The 24,553-nt window shown below is 69.7% G+C and carries 21 protein-coding genes and 1 riboswitch; of the genes, 10 read left to right on the top strand and 11 right to left on the bottom strand.

What is annotated here, in order from left to right; translation table 11 throughout:
• Positions 1 to 191 precede the first annotated feature (191 nt).
• On the bottom strand, positions 192 to 3,152 hold the full coding sequence (locus J4Z35_RS11365; RefSeq protein WP_143181253.1) for a DNA translocase FtsK: 2,961 nt from the start codon (positions 3,150 to 3,152) through the stop codon (positions 192 to 194).
• A gap of 578 nt (positions 3,153 to 3,730) precedes the next feature.
• Positions 3,731 to 3,845, top strand: a riboswitch (SAM riboswitch).
• Positions 3,846 to 3,888: 43 nt separating this feature from the next.
• Between J4Z35_RS11365 and J4Z35_RS11360 the strand changes: the two genes are divergently transcribed.
• Positions 3,889 to 5,454: an aminotransferase class V-fold PLP-dependent enzyme gene (locus J4Z35_RS11360; RefSeq protein ID WP_074040531.1), complete on the top strand. Its 1,566-nt coding sequence runs from the start codon at positions 3,889 to 3,891 to the stop codon at positions 5,452 to 5,454.
• A 283-nt stretch (positions 5,455 to 5,737) separates the two neighbouring features.
• Here the strand turns inward: J4Z35_RS11360 and J4Z35_RS11355 are convergent, their stop codons facing one another.
• Both J4Z35_RS11355 and dapA read right to left on the bottom strand, forming a co-directional pair.
• Entirely contained in the window at positions 5,738 to 7,417 is a 1,680-nt protein-coding gene (locus J4Z35_RS11355; protein ID WP_062258077.1) for a ribonuclease J, read from the bottom strand.
• On the bottom strand, positions 7,417 to 8,307 hold the full coding sequence (dapA, locus tag J4Z35_RS11350) for a 4-hydroxy-tetrahydrodipicolinate synthase (protein ID WP_074040532.1): 891 nt from the start codon (positions 8,305 to 8,307) through the stop codon (positions 7,417 to 7,419). Before dapA ends, J4Z35_RS11355 begins: the two co-directional genes overlap by 1 nt.
• A 130-nt stretch (positions 8,308 to 8,437) precedes the next feature.
• Here dapA and J4Z35_RS11345 point away from each other — a divergent pair, with 130 nt between their 5' ends.
• Genes J4Z35_RS11345 through J4Z35_RS11330 form a run of 4 tightly spaced genes read left to right on the top strand, consistent with a single transcriptional unit; the run spans position 8,438 to position 10,933 of the window.
• The gene (locus tag J4Z35_RS11345) at positions 8,438 to 9,232 is read left to right on the top strand and encodes a thymidylate synthase (RefSeq protein WP_062258080.1); all 795 of its coding nucleotides are present in this window, start codon (positions 8,438 to 8,440) and stop codon (positions 9,230 to 9,232) included.
• Positions 9,229 to 9,726 (top strand): dihydrofolate reductase, encoded by a 498-nt coding sequence (locus J4Z35_RS11340; RefSeq protein ID WP_062258083.1) that lies wholly within the window; start codon positions 9,229 to 9,231, stop codon positions 9,724 to 9,726. The genes J4Z35_RS11345 and J4Z35_RS11340 overlap by 4 nt, the downstream gene beginning before the upstream one ends.
• Entirely contained in the window at positions 9,723 to 10,631 is a 909-nt protein-coding gene (locus J4Z35_RS11335; protein ID WP_062258085.1) for an AzlC family ABC transporter permease, read from the top strand. The genes J4Z35_RS11340 and J4Z35_RS11335 overlap by 4 nt, the downstream gene beginning before the upstream one ends.
• Positions 10,628 to 10,933 carry an AzlD domain-containing protein gene (locus J4Z35_RS11330; protein ID WP_038567630.1) on the top strand — a complete coding sequence of 102 codons (306 nt, stop codon included), beginning with the start codon at positions 10,628 to 10,630 and terminating at the stop codon, positions 10,931 to 10,933. Before J4Z35_RS11335 ends, J4Z35_RS11330 begins: the two co-directional genes overlap by 4 nt.
• A gap of 48 nt (positions 10,934 to 10,981) precedes the next feature.
• Here J4Z35_RS11330 and J4Z35_RS14745 read toward each other — a convergent pair whose 3' ends face one another.
• The 3 genes from J4Z35_RS14745 to J4Z35_RS11320 form a co-directional block, all read right to left on the bottom strand.
• Entirely contained in the window at positions 10,982 to 11,113 is a 132-nt protein-coding gene (locus J4Z35_RS14745; protein WP_144693322.1) for a type II toxin-antitoxin system VapC family toxin, read from the bottom strand.
• A 269-nt stretch (positions 11,114 to 11,382) separates the two neighbouring features.
• Entirely contained in the window at positions 11,383 to 12,546 is a 1,164-nt protein-coding gene (locus tag J4Z35_RS11325; RefSeq protein WP_038570627.1) for an acyl-CoA desaturase, read from the bottom strand.
• A gap of 114 nt (positions 12,547 to 12,660) precedes the next feature.
• Positions 12,661 to 13,809, bottom strand: coding sequence for a ferredoxin reductase (locus J4Z35_RS11320; protein ID WP_208065576.1), 1,149 nt, complete (start codon positions 13,807 to 13,809; stop codon positions 12,661 to 12,663).
• 85 nt (positions 13,810 to 13,894) lie between these two features.
• On the opposite strand from J4Z35_RS11320, the gene J4Z35_RS11315 reads away from it, so the two are divergent.
• Together J4Z35_RS11315 and J4Z35_RS11310 are read left to right on the top strand one after the other, a co-directional pair.
• On the top strand, positions 13,895 to 15,043 hold the full coding sequence (locus tag J4Z35_RS11315) for a helix-turn-helix domain-containing protein (RefSeq protein WP_062257527.1): 1,149 nt from the start codon (positions 13,895 to 13,897) through the stop codon (positions 15,041 to 15,043).
• Entirely contained in the window at positions 15,040 to 15,864 is an 825-nt protein-coding gene (locus J4Z35_RS11310) for a hemolysin III family protein (RefSeq protein ID WP_062257525.1), read from the top strand. The genes J4Z35_RS11315 and J4Z35_RS11310 overlap by 4 nt, the downstream gene beginning before the upstream one ends.
• A gap of 110 nt (positions 15,865 to 15,974) precedes the next feature.
• Here the strand turns inward: J4Z35_RS11310 and J4Z35_RS11305 are convergent, their stop codons facing one another.
• On the bottom strand, positions 15,975 to 16,871 hold the full coding sequence (locus J4Z35_RS11305) for a FadR/GntR family transcriptional regulator (protein WP_082740689.1): 897 nt from the start codon (positions 16,869 to 16,871) through the stop codon (positions 15,975 to 15,977).
• A 96-nt stretch (positions 16,872 to 16,967) separates the two neighbouring features.
• On the opposite strand from J4Z35_RS11305, the gene J4Z35_RS11300 reads away from it, so the two are divergent.
• From J4Z35_RS11300 to J4Z35_RS11290, 3 genes are read left to right on the top strand one after another with little or no spacing between them, the layout of a single operon-like run.
• Entirely contained in the window at positions 16,968 to 17,729 is a 762-nt protein-coding gene (locus J4Z35_RS11300; RefSeq protein WP_038567617.1) for a (Fe-S)-binding protein, read from the top strand.
• Positions 17,726 to 19,366, top strand: coding sequence for a LutB/LldF family L-lactate oxidation iron-sulfur protein (locus tag J4Z35_RS11295; protein ID WP_006946361.1), 1,641 nt, complete (start codon positions 17,726 to 17,728; stop codon positions 19,364 to 19,366). Before J4Z35_RS11300 ends, J4Z35_RS11295 begins: the two co-directional genes overlap by 4 nt.
• Positions 19,363 to 20,082, top strand: coding sequence for an LUD domain-containing protein (locus tag J4Z35_RS11290; protein WP_006946357.1), 720 nt, complete (start codon positions 19,363 to 19,365; stop codon positions 20,080 to 20,082). Before J4Z35_RS11295 ends, J4Z35_RS11290 begins: the two co-directional genes overlap by 4 nt.
• Here J4Z35_RS11290 and J4Z35_RS11285 read toward each other — a convergent pair.
• The 4 genes from J4Z35_RS11285 to J4Z35_RS11270 all read right to left on the bottom strand — a co-directional run bounded on the left by J4Z35_RS11285 (position 20,069) and on the right by J4Z35_RS11270 (position 24,549).
• Positions 20,069 to 20,746 carry a DedA family protein gene (locus J4Z35_RS11285; RefSeq protein ID WP_006946364.1) on the bottom strand — a complete coding sequence of 226 codons (678 nt, stop codon included), beginning with the start codon at positions 20,744 to 20,746 and terminating at the stop codon, positions 20,069 to 20,071. The two genes, J4Z35_RS11290 and J4Z35_RS11285, sit on opposite strands and share 14 nt — an antisense overlap.
• 155 nt (positions 20,747 to 20,901) lie before the next feature.
• Positions 20,902 to 21,648: a 4-hydroxy-tetrahydrodipicolinate reductase gene (gene dapB, locus J4Z35_RS11280; protein ID WP_006946352.1), complete on the bottom strand. Its 747-nt coding sequence runs from the start codon at positions 21,646 to 21,648 to the stop codon at positions 20,902 to 20,904.
• Between the two features lie 10 nt (positions 21,649 to 21,658).
• Positions 21,659 to 23,443, bottom strand: coding sequence for an alkaline phosphatase D family protein (locus J4Z35_RS11275; RefSeq protein WP_235006122.1), 1,785 nt, complete (start codon positions 23,441 to 23,443; stop codon positions 21,659 to 21,661).
• Positions 23,443 to 24,549 (bottom strand): YihY/virulence factor BrkB family protein, encoded by a 1,107-nt coding sequence (locus J4Z35_RS11270; RefSeq protein ID WP_062257533.1) that lies wholly within the window; start codon positions 24,547 to 24,549, stop codon positions 23,443 to 23,445. The genes J4Z35_RS11275 and J4Z35_RS11270 overlap by 1 nt, the downstream gene beginning before the upstream one ends.
• Positions 24,550 to 24,553 lie beyond the last annotated feature (4 nt).

The following is a 24,553-nucleotide window of genomic DNA, read 5'->3' as shown; positions in this document are numbered from 1 at the left end:
CGAACGGCGTCCACCTTCGCGATTCCTGTCCACAACGGCGATTCTTGGCCACCTTCATGGAAGTGACCAAGAATCGCGAATGTGGACGGGAATCGCACATGTGGATGTGATTCGCCGATGGGGACGGGAATCGCAGATGAGGACGCGCCCGAGCCGCCGGCGGGCGGGTCAGCGGCGGGCGGACGAGCGGGTCAGCGGGCGTTGCTCGTGAGGTTCCAGGCGTCCTCAGAACCGTCGTCATCGGACGAGTCGTGCCCGTCGTAGTACTGCTCGCCCGGCTCGGCGAGGTCGGCCTGCGACTGCGCGACGAGGTCGATCGGCCCCGCTCCCATCGAACCGCCCGCACCCATCGAGCCGGGTGCACCCGTGGAACCCCCGGAGCCGCCCGAACCCCTACCGCCGAGGGCGTCGTCCTCGTCAGCATCCGCGAAACCGTCGCCACCCGACGCATCGGGCACGTCCTCGCCCTTGAGCAACGCCAGCGTCTGCGGCAGGTCGTCGGGCTTGACGAGCACGTCACGTGCCTTCGAGCCCTCGGACGGGCCGACGATGGCGCGCGATTCGAGCAGGTCCATGAGGCGCCCGGCCTTCGCGAATCCGACGCGCAGCTTGCGCTGCAGCATCGAGGTCGATCCGAACTGTGTCGTGACGACGAGTTCGGCGGCCTGCAGCAGCACGTCGAGGTCGTCGCCGATGTCGTCGTCGATCTCCTTCTTCGGCGCGACCTGCGCGACGTCCTCGCGGTAGTTCGGCGCGAGCTGGCTCTTGACGTGCGCGACGACGGCGTGGATCTCGGATTCGTTGACCCATGCGCCCTGCACGCGCATCGGCTTGCTCGCACCCATCGGCAGGAAAAGCGCGTCACCCTGACCGAGCAGCTTCTCGGCACCGGGCTGGTCGAGCACGACGCGGCTGTCGGCGAGCGACGACGTCGCGAACGCCAGGCGCGACGGCACGTTGGCCTTGATGATGCCGGTGACGACGTCGACGGACGGGCGCTGCGTCGCGAGGATGAGGTGAATGCCCGCGGCACGCGCGAGCTGCGTGATGCGCTGGATCGACGCCTCGACGTCGCGCGGCGCGACGAGCATGAGGTCGGCGAGCTCGTCGACGACGACGAGCAGGTAGGGGTACGGCGCGAGCTTGCGCTTGCTGTCGGGCGGCAGCTGCACCTTGCCCGCGCGCACCGCCTTGTTGAACTCGTCGATGTGCTTGTAGCCGAACGCGGCCAGGTCGTCATAGCGTGCGTCCATCTCGCGCACGACCCACTCGAGTGCCTCGGCGGCCTTCTTCGGGTTCGTGATGATCGGCGTGATGAGGTGCGGGATGCCCTCGTACGCCGTCAGTTCGACGCGCTTGGGGTCGACGAGCACCATGCGCACCTCTTCGGGCGTGGCCCGCATGAGCAACGACGTGATCATCGAGTTGACGAAGCTCGACTTACCGGCGCCCGTCGCACCCGCGACGAGCATGTGCGGCATCTTCGCGAGGTTCGCGACGACGTAGCCGCCCTCGACGTCCTTGCCGACACCCATGACCATCGGGTGCGTGTTGTTGCGCGCCGCCTGGCTGCGCAGCACGTCGCCGAGGCTGACGAGTTCCTTGTCGGCGTTCGGGATCTCGATACCGATGGCCTTCTTGCCGGGGATCGGCGACAGGATGCGCACGTCGGCGCTCGCGACGGCGTACGAGATGTTCTTGCTCAACCCCGTCACACGGTCGACCTTGACGCCGGGGCCGAGTTCGACCTCGTAGCGCGTCACCGTCGGGCCGCGCGTGAACCCGCTGACGACGGCGTCGATACCGAACTGCTCGAGTACCTCGGTCAGCGCGTCGACGACGCGGTCGTTCGCGGCGGAACGCTCCTTGGGCGGGGTCCCCTGTTCGAGGACGTTCGAATCGGGCAGCGTGTACGTGACGTCGCCGCCCATTGCGAGCTGCTCGACACGAGGTGGAAGCTGTTCGGTGGGCTGAGCCTCCACCTGACGTTGAGGGACGGCTGCGGCCGGCGCAGCCTGCTCGACGCGCGTGGCACCGGCATCCTGACGGGCCGCCGCGGCCTTCGGCGACTCCCCCGGCCGCTGTGCCGACGCCGGGCGCGACGCCTGCGCCGCACGTGCGGAGGCCTGGTCGACAACGGCATCGTCGACGGAATCCATGGGTGCGGAGCGGCGCGCTGCCCCACCTGCCGCCTCCCCTGCCGGCGACGCTCCGGAGCGCGATGCCCGGGCTCGCGCGAGCGCAGCGGCGCTCGCGTCGCCGGCGCGCTCGTCGTCAGAGCCGCCGTCGGGCATCTCTCGCGTCTGATCGACGCCCGCCGGGGCGCCGTCGATCGTGTCGATGTCGTAGATCTGCTGCTCACCGCGACGGCGGTTGAGCGGGTTGCGTGATGTGCCACGGCCCTTGCCGCGCGGTCCCTTGCCGACGACCTCGGCGGCCTGCTCGTAGGGCTCATCGCCGCGCCGGGCGTCGTCACCCGCGCCGCGACGCGAGCCGCCCCGCGCGCGGTTGCCGATGTCGGCGCCGTGCAGGTCGTCGGCGACGGCGTCACGCTGAAGCAGCTCGCCCTCGTCGTCGCGTTCATCGAGGGGGTGGCCGAAGATCTGCGCCTCGACCTCGCGGATGCGCTGCGGGATGCGATTGACGGGCGTGCGCGTCAGCACGAGGAAACCGAAGAACGACACGAGCGCGAGGATGATGCCCGCGCCCCACACCGTGAGCGCGGCAGACAGCGGCCCTCCCGTGATGACGCCGAGGATGCCGCCTGCGCCGCGCACCGCGGTCGAAACCCCTGTCGACGGACGCCCGCCGACGAGGTGGGCGATCCCCGTCGAGCCGAGCGCGAGGATCGTCAGTCCGATCGTCATGCGGTTGGTCGGCTGGTGCCCCCGCGGGTGGCGGAACATGTGGATGGCCATGCCGATGAGGACGACGGGCAGAACGTAGGCGATGACGCCGAACGTGCCGGCCGCGACGGCGTGGACGACGTCCCCGAACATGCCGGGCAGCCCCCACCACTCCCGCGCAGCGACGACGATGCCGAGGGCGAGGAGGGCGAAACCGAGCCCGTCGCGACGGTGTTCGGGTTCGAGGTCAGAAGCGGCGGCGCCGACGCGGCGGACGGTGCCGCCGGCGACGTGCGAAACACCCATCCACGCGCCACGAGCAGCGCGACCGGACGCGGAGGGACGCGCTTCAGCAGCCCCTCGCGACGAGCCGGTCTTGCGCGCGGGTGCATTCTTCGTCGTGCCGCCCGAACGTGGTGCGCTCGACTTCGGCGGGGTCGTGCGGGCGCGCGTCGTCGAGGCCGCAGATGCGCCGGCCGGGCGCGAGCTCTTGGCGCGCGGCTGCGAAGAGGCCTTCTTCGCGACGAGGACGCTGTCGTTCGCTGGTCTGTTTCGGGTCGCCACCCCGCAAGGCTAGTGGGGGTTCCGGCCGTTTTCGCGGACCCACGCCGTGACACGGGTCCAATGGTGACGGCGGGTCGGCTCGACACCTTCGAATCCGCGTCCCGATGCGCTGGCGCGTTGACGCGCTCGCATCCGACAGCGCCCTGACCCTTGTCGGAGGCGCCGCCAGCTGCCCGGGGGACCACGGGCATCCCCACCGCGAGACGCCGACTCTTGCGCGCGGCGCTCGCCATCCGCGATCCCACAGGTGATCTCACGATGCGAACCTCTGGCCGCACGTCGGTGGACGCGGCGGAGGGCCGGGTGCGAGCGTTCACGTAGGTCATGAGTTCCAGCGCACAGCCCCGGCTTGCTGGACGGCAACCCTCCACCGCGGTGGGGTGCTCCGGGTGACGACCTGGCCGCCACCAGCACCGGTGTCGGCAAGCGCGGGCCGAGCCATCTGGCGACGGCGAGGCCCCTGATTCGAGGAGCCTCGATGCCCCGTTCTGCCATTCTCTCGATCCTTGACTCCGACGCGCGCCGCCACGCTGCGAGCCACACGACCCGCCCCGCTCACGCCGTAACCCCCGGGACTCCCGTCGCGGACCCCGAGCGTCACCACACCCAGCCCGCGCACCCCGGCGGGTCCCGTCGCGAGACGCCCACGGCTACCCATCATCGCGCGGACGCGCCGCAGCAGGCCAATGCCGCCCTGGCCACGATCGGCGCCGATCTCGGCGTCGCGACGCTCGACGGGCGCGTCGTCGAGCACGCGAACTTCGACCACGGCGCGACGGCTCCCGCGCTGCAGGCCGCCGCGCGGGCCGTCGACACGACCCTGCGCACGTACGGTTCGGTGCATCGCGGTGCGGGACGGGCGTCGCAGCTGACGACCCGGTGGTACGAGGAGGCTCGGCAGGAGGTCGCCGCGTTCGTCGGCGCGCGCGAGGACGACGTCACCGTCTTCACGCGCAACACCTCGGACGCGCTCAACCTGTTGGCTCACTGTCTGCCGCAACAGACGCAGGTCTTCGTGTTCCGCTCGATGCACCACGCGGCGCTGCTGCCGTGGGCGGACGAGCGGACGACGCGGCTGCCGATCCCTCACTCTCACGCCGAGGCTGAGGGCTACCTCGACGTCGCTCTGGCGGAATTCCGCGCCCACAACGATGCTCCCGTGTTGGTCCTCATCACCGGCGCCTGCAACGTGACGGGCGAGGTGTGGCCCATCGAGCGCCTCGCCGCCGTCGCCCGCCGGCATGAGGCGCGGACGGCTCTCGACGCCGCGCAGCTCGCCCCGCACCGCCGCGTCGACATCGACGCCTGGGGCATCGACTACGTCGCTCTGTCCGGCCACAAGGCCTACGCGCCGTACGGTTCAGGAGCCCTCGTCGGGCGCCGCGACTGGCTCGACACCGCCCCTCCGTACTTCCGCGCCGGCGGCGCGAGCCACCGCGTCAGCGAAGATGCGTCAGGCGCCGGCGACGTCGCCTGGGCGCCCGCGCCCGCACGCCACGAGGGCGGCACCCCGAACGCGGTCGGGGCCATCGCGCTCGCGGCCGCAGCCTCGACGCTGTCCGCGCAGCGCGGCGAAGCCGAGGCGCGCGAGGAGAAGATCCACGCCATCGTCCGCGACGGTCTCGCCTCGATCGACGGCGTGAGGATCGTCGAACTCTTCGACGAGCAGAATGCCGCGGACGCTCACCTCGACGATGGCGCGCCAAGGCGGAATGCGAGCGACAACGTCGGCGTCACGACGTTCACCGTCGCCGGATACGACCCGACGCTCGTCGCTCAGGTGCTCGCAGACGAGCACGGCATCGCTGTGCGCGACGGGCGATTCTGCGCTCACCTGCTCTGCGACGCGCGCCTCGGCGAGGGCGCGACGGCAGTGCGCGCCTCGATCGGTCTCGCCACGACGACAGAGCACGCACGACGCCTCGTCGACGCCGTGCGTGCTCTCGTCACCCATGGGCCCACCTTCGACTACACCCACACCCCGGGCCTCGGGTGGAGCCCCGTCACCGACCGACGAGACCTCTCAGAGCCCCGCCCCTGGTGAGGAGAACGAGCGGCGGTGGGCCCCAGCGAGGGGCTCACCGCCGCATTTCGTCAGATACGGGATGCCGACGCGGTGGCTCCTGTCGAAGGGCCCGCTCGCGCGCTCATGCGAGTTTTTTTGACCACGCTCAATAACAAACCTCGACGTCCATTTCGAATCCAGTTGCACCCCAACGGACGAAGGGTGCGACGCGTCACACGCGTCGCACCCTTCATTCATCCGAGATGGCAGCCAGAGGCGATCTCAGCCGCCTCACACGACCCCCTGACATACCCCCGAAGCGTCAGGCGTCGATGACCACCGGGATGATCATCGGTCGGCGGCGCAGCTTGCCGCCGACGAAACCGCCCACGGCGCGCCGGATGACCTGCTGCAGTTGGTGGCTGTCCTTGACACCCTTGTTGCGTGCCTCGAGCAGCGCCTGCTCGATCTTCGGCCGGACGCGGTCGAACACCTCGTCGCCCTCGGCGAAGCCGCGCGTGCGGATGTCCGGGCCGGCGAGGATCGCGCCCGTCTTCGCGTCGCGCACGACGATGACGGTGACGAAGCCCTCGTCACGCAGGATGCGGCGGTCCTTGAGCATGTCCTCGTCGGTCGTACCGACGAGCGAACCGTCGACGTAGACGTACCCGACCGGCACCGCGCCCGTGATGGCAGCCTTGCCGTTGACGAGGTCGACGACGACGCCGTTCTCGGCGAGCAGCACCTGGTCGCTCGGCACACCCGTCGCGGCGGCGAGCTTGCCGTTGGCGACGAGGTGACGCCACTCGCCGTGGATCGGCATGACGTTCTTCGGCTTGACGACGTTGTAGCAGTACAGCAGCTCGCCGGCGGAGGCGTGGCCCGAGACGTGCACCATCGCGTTGCCCTTGTGCACGACATTGGCGCCGAGACGCATGAGGCCGTTGATGAGGCCGTAGACGGCGTTCTCGTTGCCCGGGATGAGCGAGCTCGCCATGAGGATGGTGTCGCCCTCCCCCACGTCGATACGGTGGTCGCGGTTCGCCATGCGCGCCAGCGCCGCCATCGGCTCACCCTGCGAGCCGGTGCAGATAAGCACCTGCTTGTCCTCGGGCATCTGCTCGAGCTTCTTGATGTCGACGAGCACGTTGTCGGGCACCTTGAGGTAGCCGAGGTCGGCGGCGATCGTCATGTTGCGCACCATCGAGCGCCCGACCATCGCGACCTTGCGCCCGTGGGCCTCGGCGGCGTCGAGCACCTGCTGCACGCGGTGCACGTGCGAGGAGAAGCAGGCGACGATGATGCGTCGCTCCGCCTTCTCGAAGACGCGCTCGATCGCGGGCGTGATGTCCTTCTCCGGCGTCGTGAAGCCGGGCACCTCGGCGTTCGTCGAGTCGGTGAGGAACAGGTCGACGCCCTCCTCACCGAGCCGCGCGAACGCGCGCAGGTCGGTGATGCGGCCGTCGAGCGGAAGCTGGTCCATCTTGAAGTCGCCGGTGCACAGCAGGTTGCCTGCGGGGGTTCGGACGAAGACGGCGAGCGCGTCGGGGATCGAGTGGTTGACGGCGACGAACTCGCAGTCGAACGGGCCGATCTTCTCGCGCTGGCCCTCCTTCACCGCCATCGTGTACGGGCGGATGCGGTGCTCCTTGAGCTTCGCCTCGATGAGCGCGAGCGTCAGCGTCGAGCCGATGAGCGGGATGTCGTTCTTCATGCGCAACAGGTACGGCACCGCGCCGATGTGGTCCTCGTGACCGTGCGTCAAAACGATGGCCTCGATGTCGTCGAGGCGATCCTTGAGGTAGTCGAAGTCGGGCAGGATGAGATCGACGCCCGGGTGATCCTCGGGGAAGAGGACACCACAGTCGATGATGAGCAGGCGTCCGCCGTACTCGACGACCGTCATGTTGCGGCCGACCTCGCCGAGACCGCCGAGCGCGATGATGCGCGCACCGTTCTTCGCCAGCGCGGGCGGCGGGCCGAGTTCGAGCGGACTCTTCATCACAGCAGCCCCGCCTTCGTCAGGCCGTCACGCAGGACGGCGTACATCGCCTCGTCCGCGGGCAGCAGCGGCAGGCGGATGGCGTCGGAGTCGATGACGCCCTGCTCCTTGAGGGCGGCCTTCACCATGATGGCGCCCTGGGAGGTGTTCATCAGCGCGTCGATCGCGGGGATGAGCTTGGTGTGGATGGCGCGCGCCGTCGCGAGGTCGCCCGCGTCGACAGCGTCGATCATCGCGCGGAACTCGTTGCCTGCCACGTGGCCGACGACGGAGACGACGCCGACTGCGCCGAGCGCGAGCCACGCGAGGTTGACGACGTCGTCGCCCGAGTACCACAGCAGATCGGTCTCGTCCATGAGCTTCGTCGCCTCGAAGAAGTCGCCCTTGGCATCCTTGACCGCGCGCACCTGGTCGATCGTCGCGAGCTGACGGATCGTGTCGCTCGCGAGCGCCGTCCCCGAGCGCCCGGGGATGTCGTAGGCCATGGCCGGCAGGTCGGTGGCGCCGACGACGGCCTTGAAGTGCTCGACGATGCCCGCCTGCGTCGGCTTGTTGTAGTACGGCGTGACGACGAGGACGGCGTCCGCCCCAGCGTCCGCGAGTGCCTTGGCGGCGCGTACCGAGTGCGCGGTGTCGTTCGTACCGACCCCGGCGGTGATCGCTGTGCGGCCCTTGACGGCGTCGGCGACGGCGCGCACCGTCTCGATGTTCTCCTCGTCGGTCGTCGTCGCCGACTCCCCCGTCGTGCCGTTGACGACGAGGCCGTCGTGCCCGTTCGCGACGAGGTGCTCGGCGAGCTTCTTCACTCCGTCGTAGTCGATCGAGCCGTCCGGTTTCATGGGCGTCACCATGGCCGTGACCATGCGCCCGAAAGGTGTCGTCGTCGTCATGCGCCCAGGTTAGTGCACGAGCGTCCACGTGTGCGGACGCCCGCCGCGCGCGACGTCGCCACCACCAACTCGCCACCACGAAGCGGACGCCGCAGGCGCCTTGTCACCGGCGCGTCCTACAGTGAGGCGCGTGGAGCAATATCACGCACTGCTGAGGCGCATTCTCGACGAGGGCACCCGCAAGGACGACCGCACGGGCACGGGGACGCTCAGCGTCTTCGGTCATCAGATGCGCTTCGACCTGTCCCAGGGGTTTCCCGTTCTCACGACGAAGAAGCTGCACCTGCGCTCGATCTTCGGCGAACTGCTGTGGTTCCTCCGCGGCGACACGAACGTCGCATGGCTGCACGAGCGCAAGATCTCGATCTGGGACGAATGGGCCGACGCCGACGGTGACCTCGGGCCGATCTACGGCCACCAGTGGCGCTCGTGGCCGACGCCGAACGGCGAGACGATCGACCAGATCGCGCGCGTCGTCGAGTCGATTCGCACGAACCCCGACAGCCGTCGTCACATCGTCTCGGCGTGGAACGTCGCCGACGTCGACGACATGGCGCTGCCGCCGTGCCACACGATGTTCCAGTTCTACGTCGCCGACGGAAAGCTGTCGTGCCAGCTCTACCAGCGCAGTGGTGACGTCTTCCTCGGCGTCCCGTTCAACATCGCCTCGTATGCCCTCCTGACCCACATGGTCGCGCAGGTCACGGGCCTCGCGGTGGGCGATTTCGTCCACACGCTCGGCGACGCGCACCTCTACGTCAATCACCTCGACCAGGCGCGCCTCCAGCTGACACGTACGCCGAAGACGCTGCCGACGCTCGTGCTCAACCCCGACGTGACGGCGCTCGACGCGTTCGAGCTCGATGACATCCGCCTCGACGGTTACGAGGCCGACCCCGCGATCAAGGCCCAGGTGGCGGTATGAGCGATGCGCCCCAGCTGACGAGCATCGCCGCCGTCGCCGAGAACGGCGTCATCGGCACGGGCGGCGACATGGCGTGGAACATCCCCGCCGACTTCGCGCACTTCAAGGCGACGACGATGGCTCACCCCATGATCATGGGGCGCACGACGTTCGCGACGATGGGCACCCTGCCCGGGCGCCGCTCGATCGTCGTGACGCACGATCCCGAGTTCGCCCCCGCACAGCCGGCGCGTGACGACACGTCCGTCACCGTCGTTCACTCTGTCGACGAAGCCCTCGAACAGGTCGCCGGCCAGGACGCGTTCGTCGTCGGCGGCGCGCAGATCTACGCCGCGACGATGGACCACGTCACCCGTCTGCTCATCAGCGAGATCCCCCTCGCGCCTGAGGGCGACGCCCACTTTCCCACGATCGACCCGGCCGTGTGGGTCGAGACGCAGCGCGCACCGCGCGACGGGTTCACGCTCGTCATGTACGAACGCCGCACCTCGTGAGCGACGCCCGGCACGAGACGTCGGGAGGTGACGCGCCCGTCGACGTCCGTCATCACCGGACGGCGCACACCCCTGGCGACCACTCCGACCACGACCATCCCGACGCCCTCCACGAGGACGCCGCGGCCGTCAAGAAGGACTCGGTCTCCCTCGCGATCGCGACGGGCGTGTCCGGCGTCAGCTTCGGCGCGCTCGCCATCGCTGCGGGCCTCACGACCTGGCAGACGATGGCGCTGTCGCTGCTGTTGTTCTCCGGCGGTTCGCAGTTCGCCGTCGTCGGGGTGCTCGGTGGCGGTGGGTCGGGAGCGTCGGCCGTCGCGACGTCGTCACTGCTCGGCGTGCGCAACGGCATCTATGGTCTGCAGATCAACCAGTTCCTACGCCCGCGCGGGCTGCGGCGCCTCCTCGCCGCGCAGGTGACGATCGACGAGTCGGCCGCCATGTCGGTCGGGCGCCCCACCGAACAGTTGTCACGCACCGGATTCTGGTGGACGGGCCTGGGCGTCTACGTCATGTGGAACACGATGACGTTCGTCGGCACAGTCGCCGGCAACGCGATGGGCGACCCGAAGAAGTACGGCCTCGACGCCGCCGCCGTCGGCGCCTTCATGGCGCTGCTGTGGCCGCGCCTCGGCACGCTGCAGGGCAAGGTGACGGCGGCGCTCGCCGCGTGCATCGCGCTCGGGTTGTCGCCGCTCACGCAGGCCGGCGTGCCCGTTCTCGCGACGGTCGTCGCGGCCGTCGTCGTCGGCTGGTGGTACTCCACACGGCACGATTCCCCCTCAGCCGACGGCGAGTCGAGCGCCGACGTTCCCGGCGTCGAGACGTCTCGCGCCGATGCGCCCGGTGACGGCGCGACGCCCGGTGGCCCGTCCGACGCCGGCCGGATCGGATCGACGACATGAGCACATGGACGACGGTTCTGCTCGCGAGCGCGTTGTCGTTCGTGCTCAAGTTCATCGGCTATCTCGTGCCGCCGCGCTACCTCGAGGGCAAGCGGACGTCGAACATCGTCGCGCTGCTACCGGTGGCGTTGCTCACCGGCCTCGTGTGTGTCCAGGCGTTCGTCGGCGACGGCGGCCGGGTCGTCATCGACGCGCGCGCAGCGGCGGCCGTCGCAGCGATCATCGCCCTGGTTCTGCGCGCGCCGTTCATCGTCGTCGTCATCGTCGCGGCCGCGACGGCCGCGATCATCCGGTTGTTCTGAGCCGACGCTCCTGGATTCAGATCTCGCTCCCTATGGTGGAGTGAGACCTCAGGACGAGCTTTCGAGGGGATCGATGAGGCGCAGCCCGCCGACCCCGGCGAAATCCTGCGCGTTGCGCGTGGCGAGTGCAGAGCCGGCGGCCAGAGCGATACCGGCGATCTGGGCATCCGCCGTTCCCATGACTCGCCCGACCGACGTAGCACTCGCGAGAACGTGGGCGGTCGCGTGCGCTCACGCAGCGTCTGCAAGAAATTCTTCTCCGGCACGTGGGTCGCTGCCGCGAGAATCGCCCGCACCTCGGCCTCGACGGAACGTCCAGGCTCCGCAGCCTGACGGCGCAGGCGCTCGTGGACGACCTCATCGACATCTGGCATCCTCAGAGTGGCCAAGACGAGCACCTCCTCGGCAGCAAAGCGAGCAAGGAGGTGCTCGTGAGCCCATGGCGAGACTCAGGCGGCTTGGGGCTGCACCTGCCGCTGCACGAGCTGCGTGACGTTCTGGGGCTTCCGCTCGAGCTTCGCGGCGTACTCGTTCGGCAGCGACAGGCGGATGATCGCCCACCAGGCCGACGCGATCTGCTTCGGCAGCGGCCCCGTCACGTAGGACAACCCGTAGCGGCGAGCGATGTCCTGCACCTGCTCGCTGATCTCCGCGTACCGGTTGCTCGGCAGGTCGGGGAACATGTGGTGCTCGATCTGGTAGCTCAGGTTGCCCGTCGCGATGTGCATGGCCCGCGAACCGCTGATGTTCGCCGAACCGAGCATCTGGCGCAGGTACCAGTCGCCGCGCGTCTCCCCGACGATCGACTTCTTCGTGAACGTCTCGACACCACTCGGGAAGTGTCCGCACATGATGACCGAGTGTGTCCAGAGGTTGCGCGTGAGGTTCGCGATGAAGTTCGCCTTGATCGTCTGCTTGCCCGACCCCGTCAGCGCCGAGAGCAGCGGGTGCGCAATGTAGTCCTTCGTCACCTGCTCACGGATCTTGTGCAGCACCTTGCGACCGTCGCGGGCGAATACGTCCTTGTCCTTGCGCCCCTTGAGGTACTTGCCGATCTCCAGGTCGTACGCGGCGATGCCGTACTCGAAGAAGCACGCGTTGATGAAGTTCCACATCGGCTGTGCGAGGTAGAACGGCACCCACTTCTGATCCTCGTCGACGCGCATGATGCCGAACCCGAGGTCGTTGTCGCGCCCGATGACGTTCGTGTACGTGTGGTGCAGCTCGTTGTGGCTGTGCTTCCACAGGTCGGCGGGCGAGGCGTTGTCCCACTCCCACGTACTCGAGTGGATCTTCGGGTCGCGCATCCAATCCCACTGGCCGTGCATGACGTTGTGGCCGATCTCCATGTTCTCGAGGATCTTCGCCACGGCGAGCCCCGCCGTCCCGATGACGAACGCCGGCTTCTTCTTCGAGAACAACAACAGTGCCCGCGACCCCATCTCGAGGCCACGCTGCACCTGGATGACACGACGGATGTACGCCGCGTCCTTCTCGCCCCGGCTCTCGACGACCCGTGCACGCACCGCGTCGAGCTCCTCACCGAGACGCTCGATGTCGGCGCGGCTCAGGTGAGCGATCGGGTTGTGGTCCTTCTTCTGCAGTGCGGTCATGCGACAGCCATCCTTCTTCGTCGTTCTCGTCGTGCGGTTCGTCATGGTCGTGGTTCGTCGTGAGGCGCCCGAGCCGATCTCGCGCCCGGCCGGCGCCCTGCACAGGCGTCGAGTTCAGCGTCCGATCGTGCAGTCCCCGGCGGCGGAGGAGATGCAGGTCTGCACCATGACGCCGTCGCCGTCAGTGCCGCTCGTCACCTCGCCGGTGCGCATGTCGCGCACCGCGCCGGAACGCAGCGGCAGCACGCAGCCGTAACAGATGCCCATGCGGCATCCGCTCGGCACGAGGATGTCGGCGGCCTCGGCCGCGTCGAGGATCGACGTCTCGCCGCTGACGGCGACCTCCCGCGTCGTCGTGCCCATGACGATGGTCGCGGTGCCGCCCTCCCCCGGTTCGGCGAGCTCGACGACGAAGTTCTCGGTGTGCAGCTTGTCCTCAACGCCATTGAGTTCGGCGAACTCGCGCAGCATCCGCAGCATCCCGGCGGGGCCGCACGCGTACACCTCACGATCGCGCCAGTCGGGTACGAGATGGTCGAGCTCGGCCGGTTCGAGCCGGCCCTCGAGGCGTGTGTGGCGCTCGACGAGGGTGATGGCGCCACGCTCGTGCAGCCCGTGCAGCTCGTCGGCGAAGATGACGTCCTCGGGGTGGCCGGCCGAGTGCACGACGACGATGTCGTGCGTGCGTTCGCCGTCGGAACGCTCGCCCTCGGCGGCGAGACGGTGGCGCAGCATGCCCATGACGGGGGTGATGCCGGAGCCGCCGGTGACGTACAGCGTCGGCTCGACACCTCCCGTCCAGACGAACTCGCCGCTCGCCTGTTCGAGGTGCACGATCTGGCCGGAGCGCAACGACTCGTGCAGGTGGGAGCTGACGAGCCCGCCGGAGAGTGACTTGACGGTGATCGTGATGCGCCCGTCGTCGCGCGGCCCCGACGTCACCGAGTACGCACGCCACAGGCGCACCCCGTCGACGTCGACGCCGACGCGGATGAACTGCCCCGGCACGTGCCCTGCCCAACCGAGGCCCGGCTGCAGCGTGACGGTCGCGGCGTCCGCCGTCTCGGGGTGCACGTCGACGACGCGGGCGCGCAGGTAGCGGGGGCTGCGCAGCGGGTCGACGAGGTCGAGGTAGTCGTCGGGCAGCAGCGGCGTCGTCAGGGTGCGCACGGCGTTCCAGGCGAGATGCTTCAGGCGGGCGGAGGCCCGCCGTTCGTCCGACGAGCGGGCCATCGTGGTTGATGAGGAGACGGCGTGCGGCATGCGACCAGCGTATTTGGCGCGCAGCTGATAATTCTTGACCGCGACCTCACATGATCTTTTCGGTATTTGTTCGTAGAGTGTGAACATGTCGACTCTGCGGCAAGACACCATTGCCACCCTGCGAGAGCACCTGCCGAACACGGCCAGCGGGTGCGTCGAGGCCATCATCCGAGAGGTGCCCGGCTACGACCGCGAGTTCGGCGACACACTGCGCGCGAACATCGAGGCGGCCGTCGCGATGGCCCTCGCGGCCTTCCTCGACACCCTCGGTGACGACGGCGACACGACGTCCGCCACGGCCATGCGCACCGGCGCCTACCGCCTCGGCCAGGGCGAGGCGGAAACGGGGCGCTCGAGCGACGCGCTGCTCACGGCCTACCGCGTCGGCGCCCGCGAGGCGTGGACGCACTTCGCCGAACGCGCCGTCGCGCAGGGCGAGTCGGCCGCGAGCATCGCGAGCCTCGCTGCGGGCACGTTCGCGTTCATCGACGAGTTGTCCGTCGAGAGCCTCGCCGGCCACACCGCGGCCATGACGGCCCGCACCCGTGAGCTCGCGCGCCGACGCGACCAGCTGGCGGCGGCATTCGTCGCGGGCGACCAGCCCGACACGCTCGAGCATCTCGCCGAACGGGCTCACTGGAACCCGCCGCGCACCCTCACGGCGCTGGCACTGACGGGCGACGCCCCGGCGGCCGTCGCGAGCGCCGTCGGTGAGAAGGCCCTGTGGTCGCGCACCCCGGACGGCTCGCCGCTCGTGCTCGTGCCCGACCTCCCACCCGGCAACCGCGCGCGCGTCCTCGCTGCCTGCGCTACGACCACAGCAGCCCTCGGGCCGGCGCTCGCCTGGAGCCGCGCCGCCGAATCGGTGACGCGCGCCCGACGCGCGCTGCGATTCGCCCGGGTGAGTGAACCGGCGGACGCCGACACGCTGCTGCCCGAACTGATCCTCGACGCCGACCCGCTCGTCGCGCAGATGCTGCGCGAGCGCGCCCTGGCGCCGCTCGCCGACGTCTCGGAGGCCAAGCGGGCCGTGCTCGCCGAGACGCTGCTCGCCTGGCTGCTGCACCACGGACGCCGCGAGGAGGTCGCCGAGGCCCTCCACGTCCACCCCCAGACGGTGCGCTACCGCCTGGGCACCCTGCGCGAACACTACGGTGACACGCTCACCGACGCCCGCACCGGCCTGGAGCTGACGCTCGGGCTGATCGCCGACCGATCGAGGAGCCCGCAGTGAACACCCCCGCAACCGACCGTCCGCAACCCGCAGCAGCCCAACCGACGAACGCCGACGACACGAACCCCGACGCCATGACCCTCGACCCGATGATCCATGAACCCACACGGTCGGCTCTGCCTGACGGGCACGGCGAGTCCACTGGGCACGGCGAACATGGTGAGCACCCCGCGGGCGAGGCCCTGGCGGTGGCGATGAAACCCCTGCTGCGCGGGTGGCTGCACCTCGTCCTCGCGCCCCTGTGCCTCATCGGTTGTCTCGTGCTCGCCCTGCTCGCCGACACGACCCCGGCGCGCGTCGGGGCGCTCGTCCTCGGTGCTACGGCGACGATGCTGTTCGGCACGTCGGCGCTGTATCACCGCCGATACTGGAGCCCGCGCGCCGACACGATCCTGCGCCGCCTCGACCACTCGAACATCTACCTCATCATCGCCGGCACGTACACGCCGTTCGCGCTGACACTGCTCGCGGGCCGGCAACGGGTGAGTCTGCTCGTCATCGTGTGGGTCGGCGCGCTGCTCGGCGTCGCTTTCCGCACGTCCTGGGTGCATGCGCCGCGTTGGCTCTACACGCCGATCTACGTCGCGCTCGGCTGGGTCGCGATCTTCTACGCCGGGCCGTTGCACGCCGCGGGCGGCACCCTCGTCATGACGCTCATCGCCGCGGGCGGCATCCTCTACACCCTCGGGGCCGTCGTCTACGGCTTCAAACGCCCTGATCCGTGGCCGCGAGTGTTCGGCTTCCACGAGATCTTCCACGCCTGCACCGTCGCCGCGTTCATCGCCCACTTCATCGCGGCGGCCATCGTCCTCACGCGCTGACGGCGGCCTCCCCGCGTGCCTTGCCCGCCCGGCCGTCGGCGCGGGCCACAGGATCGCCACCGTGGGCCTCGCCTCCGCCACGCGAGCACCGACCAGCGCAAGTCGTCCCGTCAGGCGGTGTCGCCGGCTGCCTGCGCGCCGTCCCCGAGGAGTTGCTCGCTCGCGCGTCGGATGTGCGCGTCGAGCAGATCGGCGGCGCGTGAGCCGTCGCCGTCCGCGAGCGCCGCGGCGATGGCCTCGTGCTCCTCGCGCAACCGCGCGCGCACAGCCGGCCAGTCGTCGACGTGGTTCATGCCGTGACGGATGGGGCTGCGCATGGATTCGCGGATGGCGACGGTGAGGTCGGTGGCGAGCGCGTTGCCCGCGGCCCGCGCGATGGCGACGTGGAAATGGGTGTCGCACGCGTTGAAGACATCGGGCGGCAGGTCGTCGTCACGCATCGCGGTGATCAGGTCGGCGAGGCGCGCATGGTCGGCGTCGGTCGCGTTGCGCGCGGCCAGCCGCGCCGACAGGCCCTCGAGGCTGCAGCGCACGTCGACGACGTCGAGGAGGCTGAACTGCGCGAGCGCCACGTGCATGCGCAAGAACCGGTTGAGCGCCTCCGTCGGCACGGCCGTGATGACGGTGCCGCCGGCCGCACCGGCTCCGACGCGCGAGTCGACGACCCCGATGGCGTGCAAGGCGCGCACGCCCTCACGCACCACGGCACGGCTGACGGCGAGTTGCGCGGCGAGGTCACGCTCGGCGGGCAGCACGTCGCCGACACGCAGACGGCCCGAGACGATGCCGTCCTCGACCCACTGCACGACACCCTCGTAGGCACGCCCCGATCGTGACGCGACCGGGTTGGCACCCTGCGCGCCAGCCGGAGTCTCGACCTGGACGGGCGTCGCGTCCGGCGCGGGGGCCGGTTCCGACGCCGGCTGCCCCGGGTTCGACAGACCGGATTCCTCGGCTGCGGGCGGCGGGCCCGGTTCGGGCGAGGCGGGCGCGCAGGGGTGGGTCATGGGCGGCATGCTACGCGGCCTCGACTTCTTGACCGTCGGGGGTCATGCTTCTAGAGTGAGATGCAGCACATTGGTCAGACCATTAAGGATGCCGTCGTGACGATCGCCCCCACCCGCCCACGCGTCGCGATCTTCGCGACCTGCTTCAACGACACGATGTTTCCCAAGGCGCCGATCGCGACGGTGAAGCTCCTACGCCGCCTCGGGGTCGACGTCGAGTTCCCCACCGAGCAGACCTGCTGCGGCCAGATGTTCACCAACACCGGGTACGCGAACGACGCTAAGGGCCTCGTGCGCGGGTTCGTCGACACGTTCGACGCGTTCGACTACGTCGTCGCCCCCTCCGGCTCCTGCACCGGATCCGTCCGCGAGCAGCACGAGATGATCGCCGAGCGGGTCGGCGACCAGGGCCTCGCCCGCGAGGTCGACGCGCTCGCCCCGCGGGTGCTCGAACTGTCCGAATTCCTCGTCGACGTGCTCGGCGTCACCGACGTCGGCGCCTACTTCCCGCACCGCATCACCTACCACCCCACCTGCCACAGCTTGCGCATGCTCGGCGTCGGCGACCGTCCGCTGCAGCTGCTGCGCGCGGTCGCCGGTGCCGACCTGCGCGAGTTGCCCGCCGCCGAGCAGTGCTGCGGTTTCGGGGGCACGTTCAGCGTCAAGAACCCCGACGTCTCCGTCGCCATGGGAAACGACAAGGCGCGCCACGTCGTCGAGACGGGCGCGGAGTACGTCGTCGCCGGCGACAACTCGTGCCTCGCCCACATCGGCGGTCTGCTGCACCGCGGACGCACCGGCGTCAAGACCATCCACCTCGCCGAAGTGCTCGCCTCGACCGAACAGGACCCCGCATGAGCTGCCAGCCCCGCACCGCCGCCGACGCGGGTCTGCCCGTCGGCACGACGACCGCGACGTTCGTCGGGATGCCGGCCTTCCCGCACGAGGCGAAGCACGCCCTCGACGACGCCCAACTGCGCGCCAACCTGCGTCACGCGACCGGCACGATCCGCGCCAAGCGCGCCGAGGTCGTCGGCGAGGTCGACGACTGGCAGCAACTGCGCACGCGCGGCGCCGCCGTCAAGGACGACGTGCTCGCCGACCTCGACACGCTGCTCGTCACGCTCGAGGAGTCGCTGACGCGCGCCGGCGCGACGGTCCACTGGGCGCGTGACGCCGAGGAGGCCAACCGCATCGTCGTCGACCTCGTCAAGGCGACAGGCACGCAGGAAGTCGTCAAGGTCAAGTCGATGGCGACGCAGGAGATCGAGCTCAACGAGGCCCTCGAAGCCGCGGGCATCGACGCGTGGGAGACCGACCTCGCCGAGCTCATCGTCCAGCTCGGCCACGACCGCCCGTCGCACATCCTCGTGCCCGCGATCCACAAGAACCGCAGCGAGATCCGCGACATCTTCCGCACCGAGATGGGCGAGGTCGGCCGCCCGGCCCCCGAGAACCTGAGCGACGATCCCGCCGCGCTCGCCGACGCTGCCCGTCGTCACCTGCGCGAGAAGTTCCTGCGCGCCAAGGTCGGGATCTCGGGCGCCAACTTCGCCGTCGCGGAGACGGGCACGCTCGCCGTCGTCGAGTCCGAGGGCAACGGACGCATGTGCCTGACGCTGCCGGAGACGCTCATCTCCGTCGTCGGCATCGAGAAGGTGCTGCCGACGTGGGACGACCTCGCCGTCATGCTCGAACTGCTGCCACGTTCGTCGACCGGTGAGCGCATGAATCCCTACACGTCGATGTGGACGGGGTCGAGCGAGGCCGACGGCCCGCAGGACGTCCACGTCGTGCTCGTCGACAACGGCCGCACGCGCGTGTTGTCGGACACCGTCGGGCGCGAGGCGCTGCGCTGCATCCGCTGCTCGGCGTGCCTCAACGTCTGCCCCGTCTACGAACGCGTGGGCGGGCACGCCTACACGAGCGTCTACCCCGGACCGATCGGCGCCATCCTCACCCCGCAGATGCGCGGCCTCGACTCCGATCGCGACAAGGCGCTGCCCTTCGCGTCGTCACTGTGCGGCGCGTGCAGCGAGGTGTGCCCCGTCAAGATCGACTTTCCGAAGATCCTCGTCGAACTGCGCACGCAGGTCGTCGAGAAGAAGCGCGCCGCCTCGCGCGTCCCGAGCTTCGAGCGCACCGCCATCGCGGGCGCCGAATGGGCGCTCGCCTCCGGCAAGCGCATGGGGCGTCTGCAGACGCTCGCGACGGTGGCCGGCAAGGTCTTCAAGCGTGAGGACGTCTCCTACCTCGGCGCGATTCCCGGGCCCCTCGCGCCGTGGAGCGCAGCGCGTGACATCCCCGCTCCCCCGACCGAGACGTTCCGCGAGTGGTTCGCGCGCACCGACGGCGGCCGGCTCGACGAGAGCGGCCAGGCCGCAGCGGGGTCGCGTCCGAACCGCGCCGGAGTCGACGTCGAGGGCCACTACGGCACGAGCGCCCGCGACGCCGGGCTCCCCCACCCCACCAGCGACAGCGAGGACGAGGCATGAGCAGCGCACGCGAGGAGATCCTGCAGCGCATCCGGACGGCCAACGCGAACGCCGGGGTGACGAGCACGTCGTCGCAGCGGGCCGATTCGGCGACGACGCAGCGGGATTCGTCGTCGGGCAGCGCCGGCGCCCAGGCGACGTCACTTGATGCGGACGGTTCGCGCGCTGCGGCCGACGCCACCCCCGCGGCGGGGTCGCCCGACCTCGTCGACCTGTTCGTCGAGCGCACCGAGGACTACAAGGCGGTCGTCGAACGTGCCTCGGCAGCTGACGCCGGCGCGCGTGTCGCCGCGGCGCTCGAGGGCGCGAACGGCGTCCTGCTGCCGGCCGGGCTGCCCGAGGCAGTCGTCGGCGCGGTCGATGCGTCGATGGCGCGCGAAGACCCGGGCACGCCCGACGGTCTCGACGCCATCGAGGCGGTCGTCACGACGTGTGCCGCGGCCATCGCCGAGACGGGCACGATCGTCCTCGATCACACTGCGGGGCAGGGGCGTCGTGCGCTGACGCTCGTGCCCGATCTGCACGTCTGTCTCGTGCGGGCCGACCAGATCCACGCGGACGTGCCGGCCGCCGTCGGCGCCCTGCGCGCGAGCGTCGAGGCGGGGCATCCGCTGACGTGGATCTCCGGTCCGAGCGCGACGAGCGACATCGAGCTCGATCGCGTCGAAGGGGTGCACGGCCCGCGGCGCCTGCACGTCATCGTCACGACTGACTGACCTCGACGGACGACGCCGCGTCTCGGGTGGAATCACCACTCGCGGCGTGGCTTTCGCGCGTCATGCGGCGTTTCGTTCGGACGTGGCGCACGCCTTCGAGCAGCGACGCGACCGCCATCGCGAGCCCCATGCCGGTGAGGATGCCCGCGAGGTGGTTGTCGCCGAACGCACGGCCGCCGATGTAGCCGATGAGGCAACCGTGCAGGGCCCACAGCAGCGTCGCGAGCAGGTCGTACGGCGTGAACTGCCGCAGGAGCGGGTAGCGTGCAGCGCCGAGCGACATCGTGCCGACGCTGCGTCCGCCCGGGATGAAGCGCACGACGAGCAACGCCCACGACCCTCGTTCGTGCAGCACGCGCGAGACCTTCTCGAACGTGCGAGCACGCCGCGAACCGTGCGCCCCGAGCGAGCGCGCACCGACGACCCGGCCGATGCCGTAGGAGAGGTGATCGCCCAGTGCCGCCCCCAGCGTGGCCACGAGCACGACGAGCACGAGCTGCGGCCCGTTCGGATCGGACGCGGCGTACACCCCGGCGAGGATGAGCGGGGCTTCGCTGGGAAAAACAGGCACGAACGCATCGAGCGTGCACAGGCCGAAGAGCGCCGGGTAGATCCACCACGACGTCATGAGGTGTTCGAGCGGCGCGAGCACGGCATCGAGCATTCCAGAACGCTAGCCGCGCGACGTGGCCCCGACCTGACGCCCAGGTGTCCGGCACGCGACGCCAGCGCGACCGTCCGGGCCTTCGACGTTCACGCGGACGGACGCTGTCGGCGCACCGCCCGGGCGGACCTCAGGCCCAGACGGAGCATCCGAGCTCAGAGCCCGAGGAAGTTTTCCAGGCCCACCGTGAGCCCCGGGGTCGTGACGACGCCGCGCACGCCCGTCAGCACGCCCGGCATGAAGCTCACGCGCTCGAAGCTGTCGTGACGGATCGTCAGGGCCTCACCCTCGGCGCCGAACTGCACCTCCTGGTGCGCGACGCGCCCGCGCATGCGGATCGCGTGCACCGGGATGCCGTCGACGCGGGCGCCGCGCGCGCCGTCGGGGTCGGATTCCGTCGCGTCTGGCACCGGCCCCAGCCCCGCCTGCTCACGTGCCTCGGCGATGGCGCGCGCCGTGTGCGCGGCCGTGCCGGACGGCGCGTCGACCTTGTTCGGGTGGTGGATCTCGACGACCTCGACGCTCTCGTAGAACTTCGCCGCCTCGCGGGCGAACTTCATCATGAGCAGCGCACCGATCGAGAAGTTCGGCGCGATGAGCACACCGACGCCGGGCGCCGCGTCGAGCTGCGCCCGCAGCGTCGCGAGCTTCGCGTCGTCCCACCCCGTCGTGCCGACGACGACGCTGACGCCGCGCTCGATGCACTGCGCGACGTTCGTCGGGGACGAGGCGGGCACCGTCAGCTCGATCGCGACGTCGGCACCCCCGAGGTCGCCCAGGTCGTCCCCGGCGTCGAAGCCACCGACGAACGTCATGTCGTCCGCGGCCTCGACGGCCTTGACCGCCTCGCTGCCCATGCGCCCGGCGGCACCGATGACTGCAACCTTGATCGTCTCGCTCATGGACGCGACCCTATCGACGAAGGTGCGCCACGCGCGTCAGGATCCGAATGCCGAGTGGCTGCCACGTGTCGAGACGCTTCGACTCACCGTCACCCTCGATGCGGATGTCGCTGACGACCCGCGTGTGCGGGTGCTCGAGGTCGCCGTCGCGGATCTCGCCGGTCAGCCAGCGGAAGTCGAGACCGTCGCCCGTCACCTCGACGACTGCGAGGTTGTTGTCGAACCACGGCCCGTGCGTCGTGCGCCAGCGGAACGACGGCGTGCGCACGCTCGTGCGCTCGACGACGGCGCGCAGCGGGAACGCGAGGCCCTTGCCGATCATCGCCTGCAGCGCGCGCACGTGGCGCGGCAGCGGGTTACGGATCGGCGAGCAGACGGCCTGGAAGATGCGCGACGTCAGCTCCTCGCCGCCGTTGACCTCCGACAGGAACGAGTTGTGGATGTCGCCCGACAGGAACGTGATCGTCCTCGGCGCTCGGCCACGCTCACCACGCGCGACCTCGAACAGCATGTCGCTGACCTTGAAGAACGTGTCGCTGAACGCCGCCCAGTGCTCGAGGTCGACGACCTGACGCAGCTTCTCCCCCAAGAACGCCGCCGGACGGCCCCACGTCCCCTCGGCCGCGGCCTCGTCGAGCGCCTCGAGCATGTGCAGGCCCTCGGGCATGAAGAACGGCAGCGAGGTGCCGATGAACAGGTGCTCGACGTCGCCGCGCAACTCGTCATCGAGCCAGCGCAGTTCGTCCGCGTCGAGCATCGCGCGGTGATCGGGACGTAGGTCGCGCGCCGCCCGCGAGTCGACGACGATGAGCTTCGACTCGCCCAGATCACGGGTGTAGGAGAAGCGGTACGTCGTCGGGTCCTCGTCAACCCGCTCGGCAAACGCGTCGACGGCGGCGGTGATGTCGAGCTCGTCGTCCCCGGTGTGCGACGTGATGAGCTGCCACAGCTCGTCATCGGCGAGCGCCTCGGGCGAGAGGTTGCCACAGTGCTGATAGACCCAGTACGACCCGAGTGCGCCGACGATGCGCTCGTGCCACCAGGGCGTCGCGTTCATCTTCTCGTGCCACGTCTGCGACGTGTTCCAGTCGTCACGCACGTCGTGGTCGTCGAAGATCATCGCGCTCGGCAGCGTCGACAGCAGCCACCTCACCGCCGGTTCGCTGTAGGCGAGGCGGTACAGGTGCGCGTACTCGACGTAGTCCTTGAGCTCCTCGCCGGGCGGCGCGTCGAGCCCGCGGCGCGCCTCGATGTACTCCTGCATCGCCTCCGACGTCTCGTCGGCGTAGACCTGGTCGCCGAGCAGCACGACGAGGTCGGGCCACCGCTCGTCGTGAGGGTCGCGGGCGATCTCGTGCGCGACGGCGCGCAGCGAGTCGATGCCGTTCTTGCGGTTGCTCTTCGCATCGTGCGGTTCGCTCGTGCGGCAGCTGCCGAACGCCATCTTCGTGGGGCGTGAGTGCAGCAGCGTCTTGAAGAACGGGTCGGGGAACGGCGAGTCCGCCAGGGGCCACGCCTGTTCGCCGTTCACCTCGACGCGGTAGCCGTACGTCTGCCCCGGCTCGAGACCGTCCAGGATCACGAGGGCGTAGTGATGCCCGTGTGCGCCGAACGTGCGCGCGCTCCAGCGCCCACCGTCGGTGATGACGGCGACCTCCCCGGCGTCGCGGGTCTCGACCCACATCGACGCTTCGCATTCGCTGGTGTAGCGCACCATCGGCCCCAGGACGATCGGCTCGTCGCTGGTCTGCATCACCGTGTCATTCTTGTTCGTCACCATGGTCTGCTCCCCCATCATTCGCTCCCGTCCGCGCTGCTGCGATCCTCGTTCTCGGCGTTCAGGCCCCACATGCCGCTCGGGCGCATCGGGTGGCGAGTCTGCAACCAGTCGTCGTGAGCCCGCACCGCATCCTTCCACCGCACGTCGAGATCCGAGGGCTGATCGGCGAGACCGTCGCCGTCCTTGTCGAAGACGACGTCGATGGATTCGTAGTTCTTGAACCGTTGCATCTGCGCCTGCCCCGCGTACGCCTGCTGGTCGGCGAGCGTCAGGTCGACGTCGTCGGTGAACTGTGTCATGAGGGAACGCGGGTACAGATGCTTGTGCAGCACGACGTTGATCTCGGTGCCGATGACGAACGACAACGACATGAGGTAACTGGCGAGAAGCAGCGTCAGGATGCCGCCATAGGTGCCGTAGGTGCCTGTCGAACGGGCCCCGAAGATGTTCGTGAAGGTCGTGCTGTTCGCGACGAAGAACTGCCAGGCGAAACTGATGAAGAACGCGCCCGGCGCGAGACGCCCCCAGCCCTCGCCGCGCGCGTTCGTCATCTTCATGAGCAGCAGGAAGATGCCCGTGCCGAACACGACGTTGAGCAACCACGCCCAGCTCTGCAACGGCTTCCACAGCGTCGGCAGGATGCCGATGGCGATGAGCGCCGCCCCGAGGAACATGATGATGGCGCCACTGCGCACGCGCATGAGGATCGGGTTCGGGCGGCTGTTGCGCGGCACCGCCCAGCAGTGGTTGCTCGTGTGCTGGATCGCCTGCGCCACGCCGAGGCCACCGTAGAGCGCCACGATCGCGCCGATGACGATGGCCGACACGCTGCCCGTCAGCGACTCGATCGACGCGGAGTGCAGCGACGGCCCGAGCACCGGGATCTGCGCGAGCACCGAGTCGAGGATCTGCTGACGCAACCGGTCGTCACCGTCGATGACGAAGCCGAGAACCGACTGCAGCAACAGCAGGAGCGGAAAGATCGACAGGAACCCGTAGTACGTGATCAGCGCCGCGAGGTAGGCGCCCTGGTCGTCGACGAACTTGTAGATGACACCGATCGGGTAGCCCAGCGCCGGATGTCGACGCTGGAACCCGTCGGCACGCTCCACTGAGTTCACCTGC

It is taken from the genome of Dermacoccus sp. NHGro5 (genome assembly GCF_017565385.1).
GTDB lineage: Bacteria > Actinomycetota > Actinomycetes > Actinomycetales > Dermatophilaceae > Dermacoccus > Dermacoccus nishinomiyaensis.
The sequence above is the reverse complement of the archived record's forward strand: the minus strand, read 5'-3'. Positions and strand labels throughout refer to the sequence as shown.

What these genes read in the sequence shown, in the direction of transcription:
- J4Z35_RS11365 (WP_143181253.1), bottom strand. Translation starts at nt 3,152, where the DNA reads ATGGGTGTTTCGCACGTCGCCGGCGGCACCGTCCGCCGCGTCGGCGCC.
- J4Z35_RS11360 (WP_074040531.1), top strand. Translation starts at nt 3,889, where the DNA reads ATGCCCCGTTCTGCCATTCTCTCGATCCTTGACTCCGACGCGCGCCGC.
- J4Z35_RS11355 (WP_062258077.1), bottom strand. Translation starts at nt 7,417, where the DNA reads ATGAAGAGTCCGCTCGAACTCGGCCCGCCGCCCGCGCTGGCGAAGAAC.
- dapA (WP_074040532.1), bottom strand. Translation starts at nt 8,307, where the DNA reads ATGACGACGACGACACCTTTCGGGCGCATGGTCACGGCCATGGTGACG.
- J4Z35_RS11340 (WP_062258083.1), top strand. Translation starts at nt 9,229, where the DNA reads ATGAGCGATGCGCCCCAGCTGACGAGCATCGCCGCCGTCGCCGAGAAC.
- J4Z35_RS11330 (WP_038567630.1), top strand. Translation starts at nt 10,628, where the DNA reads ATGAGCACATGGACGACGGTTCTGCTCGCGAGCGCGTTGTCGTTCGTG.
- J4Z35_RS14745 (WP_144693322.1), bottom strand. Translation starts at nt 11,113, where the DNA reads ATGGGAACGGCGGATGCCCAGATCGCCGGTATCGCTCTGGCCGCCGGC.
- J4Z35_RS11325 (WP_038570627.1), bottom strand. Translation starts at nt 12,546, where the DNA reads ATGACCGCACTGCAGAAGAAGGACCACAACCCGATCGCTCACCTGAGC.
- J4Z35_RS11320 (WP_208065576.1), bottom strand. Translation starts at nt 13,809, where the DNA reads ATGCCGCACGCCGTCTCCTCATCAACCACGATGGCCCGCTCGTCGGAC.
- J4Z35_RS11315 (WP_062257527.1), top strand. Translation starts at nt 13,895, where the DNA reads ATGTCGACTCTGCGGCAAGACACCATTGCCACCCTGCGAGAGCACCTG.
- J4Z35_RS11305 (WP_082740689.1), bottom strand. Translation starts at nt 16,871, where the DNA reads ATGACCCACCCCTGCGCGCCCGCCTCGCCCGAACCGGGCCCGCCGCCC.
- J4Z35_RS11295 (WP_006946361.1), top strand. Translation starts at nt 17,726, where the DNA reads ATGAGCTGCCAGCCCCGCACCGCCGCCGACGCGGGTCTGCCCGTCGGC.
- J4Z35_RS11290 (WP_006946357.1), top strand. Translation starts at nt 19,363, where the DNA reads ATGAGCAGCGCACGCGAGGAGATCCTGCAGCGCATCCGGACGGCCAAC.
- J4Z35_RS11285 (WP_006946364.1), bottom strand. Translation starts at nt 20,746, where the DNA reads ATGCTCGATGCCGTGCTCGCGCCGCTCGAACACCTCATGACGTCGTGG.
- dapB (WP_006946352.1), bottom strand. Translation starts at nt 21,648, where the DNA reads ATGAGCGAGACGATCAAGGTTGCAGTCATCGGTGCCGCCGGGCGCATG.
- J4Z35_RS11275 (WP_235006122.1), bottom strand. Translation starts at nt 23,443, where the DNA reads ATGGGGGAGCAGACCATGGTGACGAACAAGAATGACACGGTGATGCAG.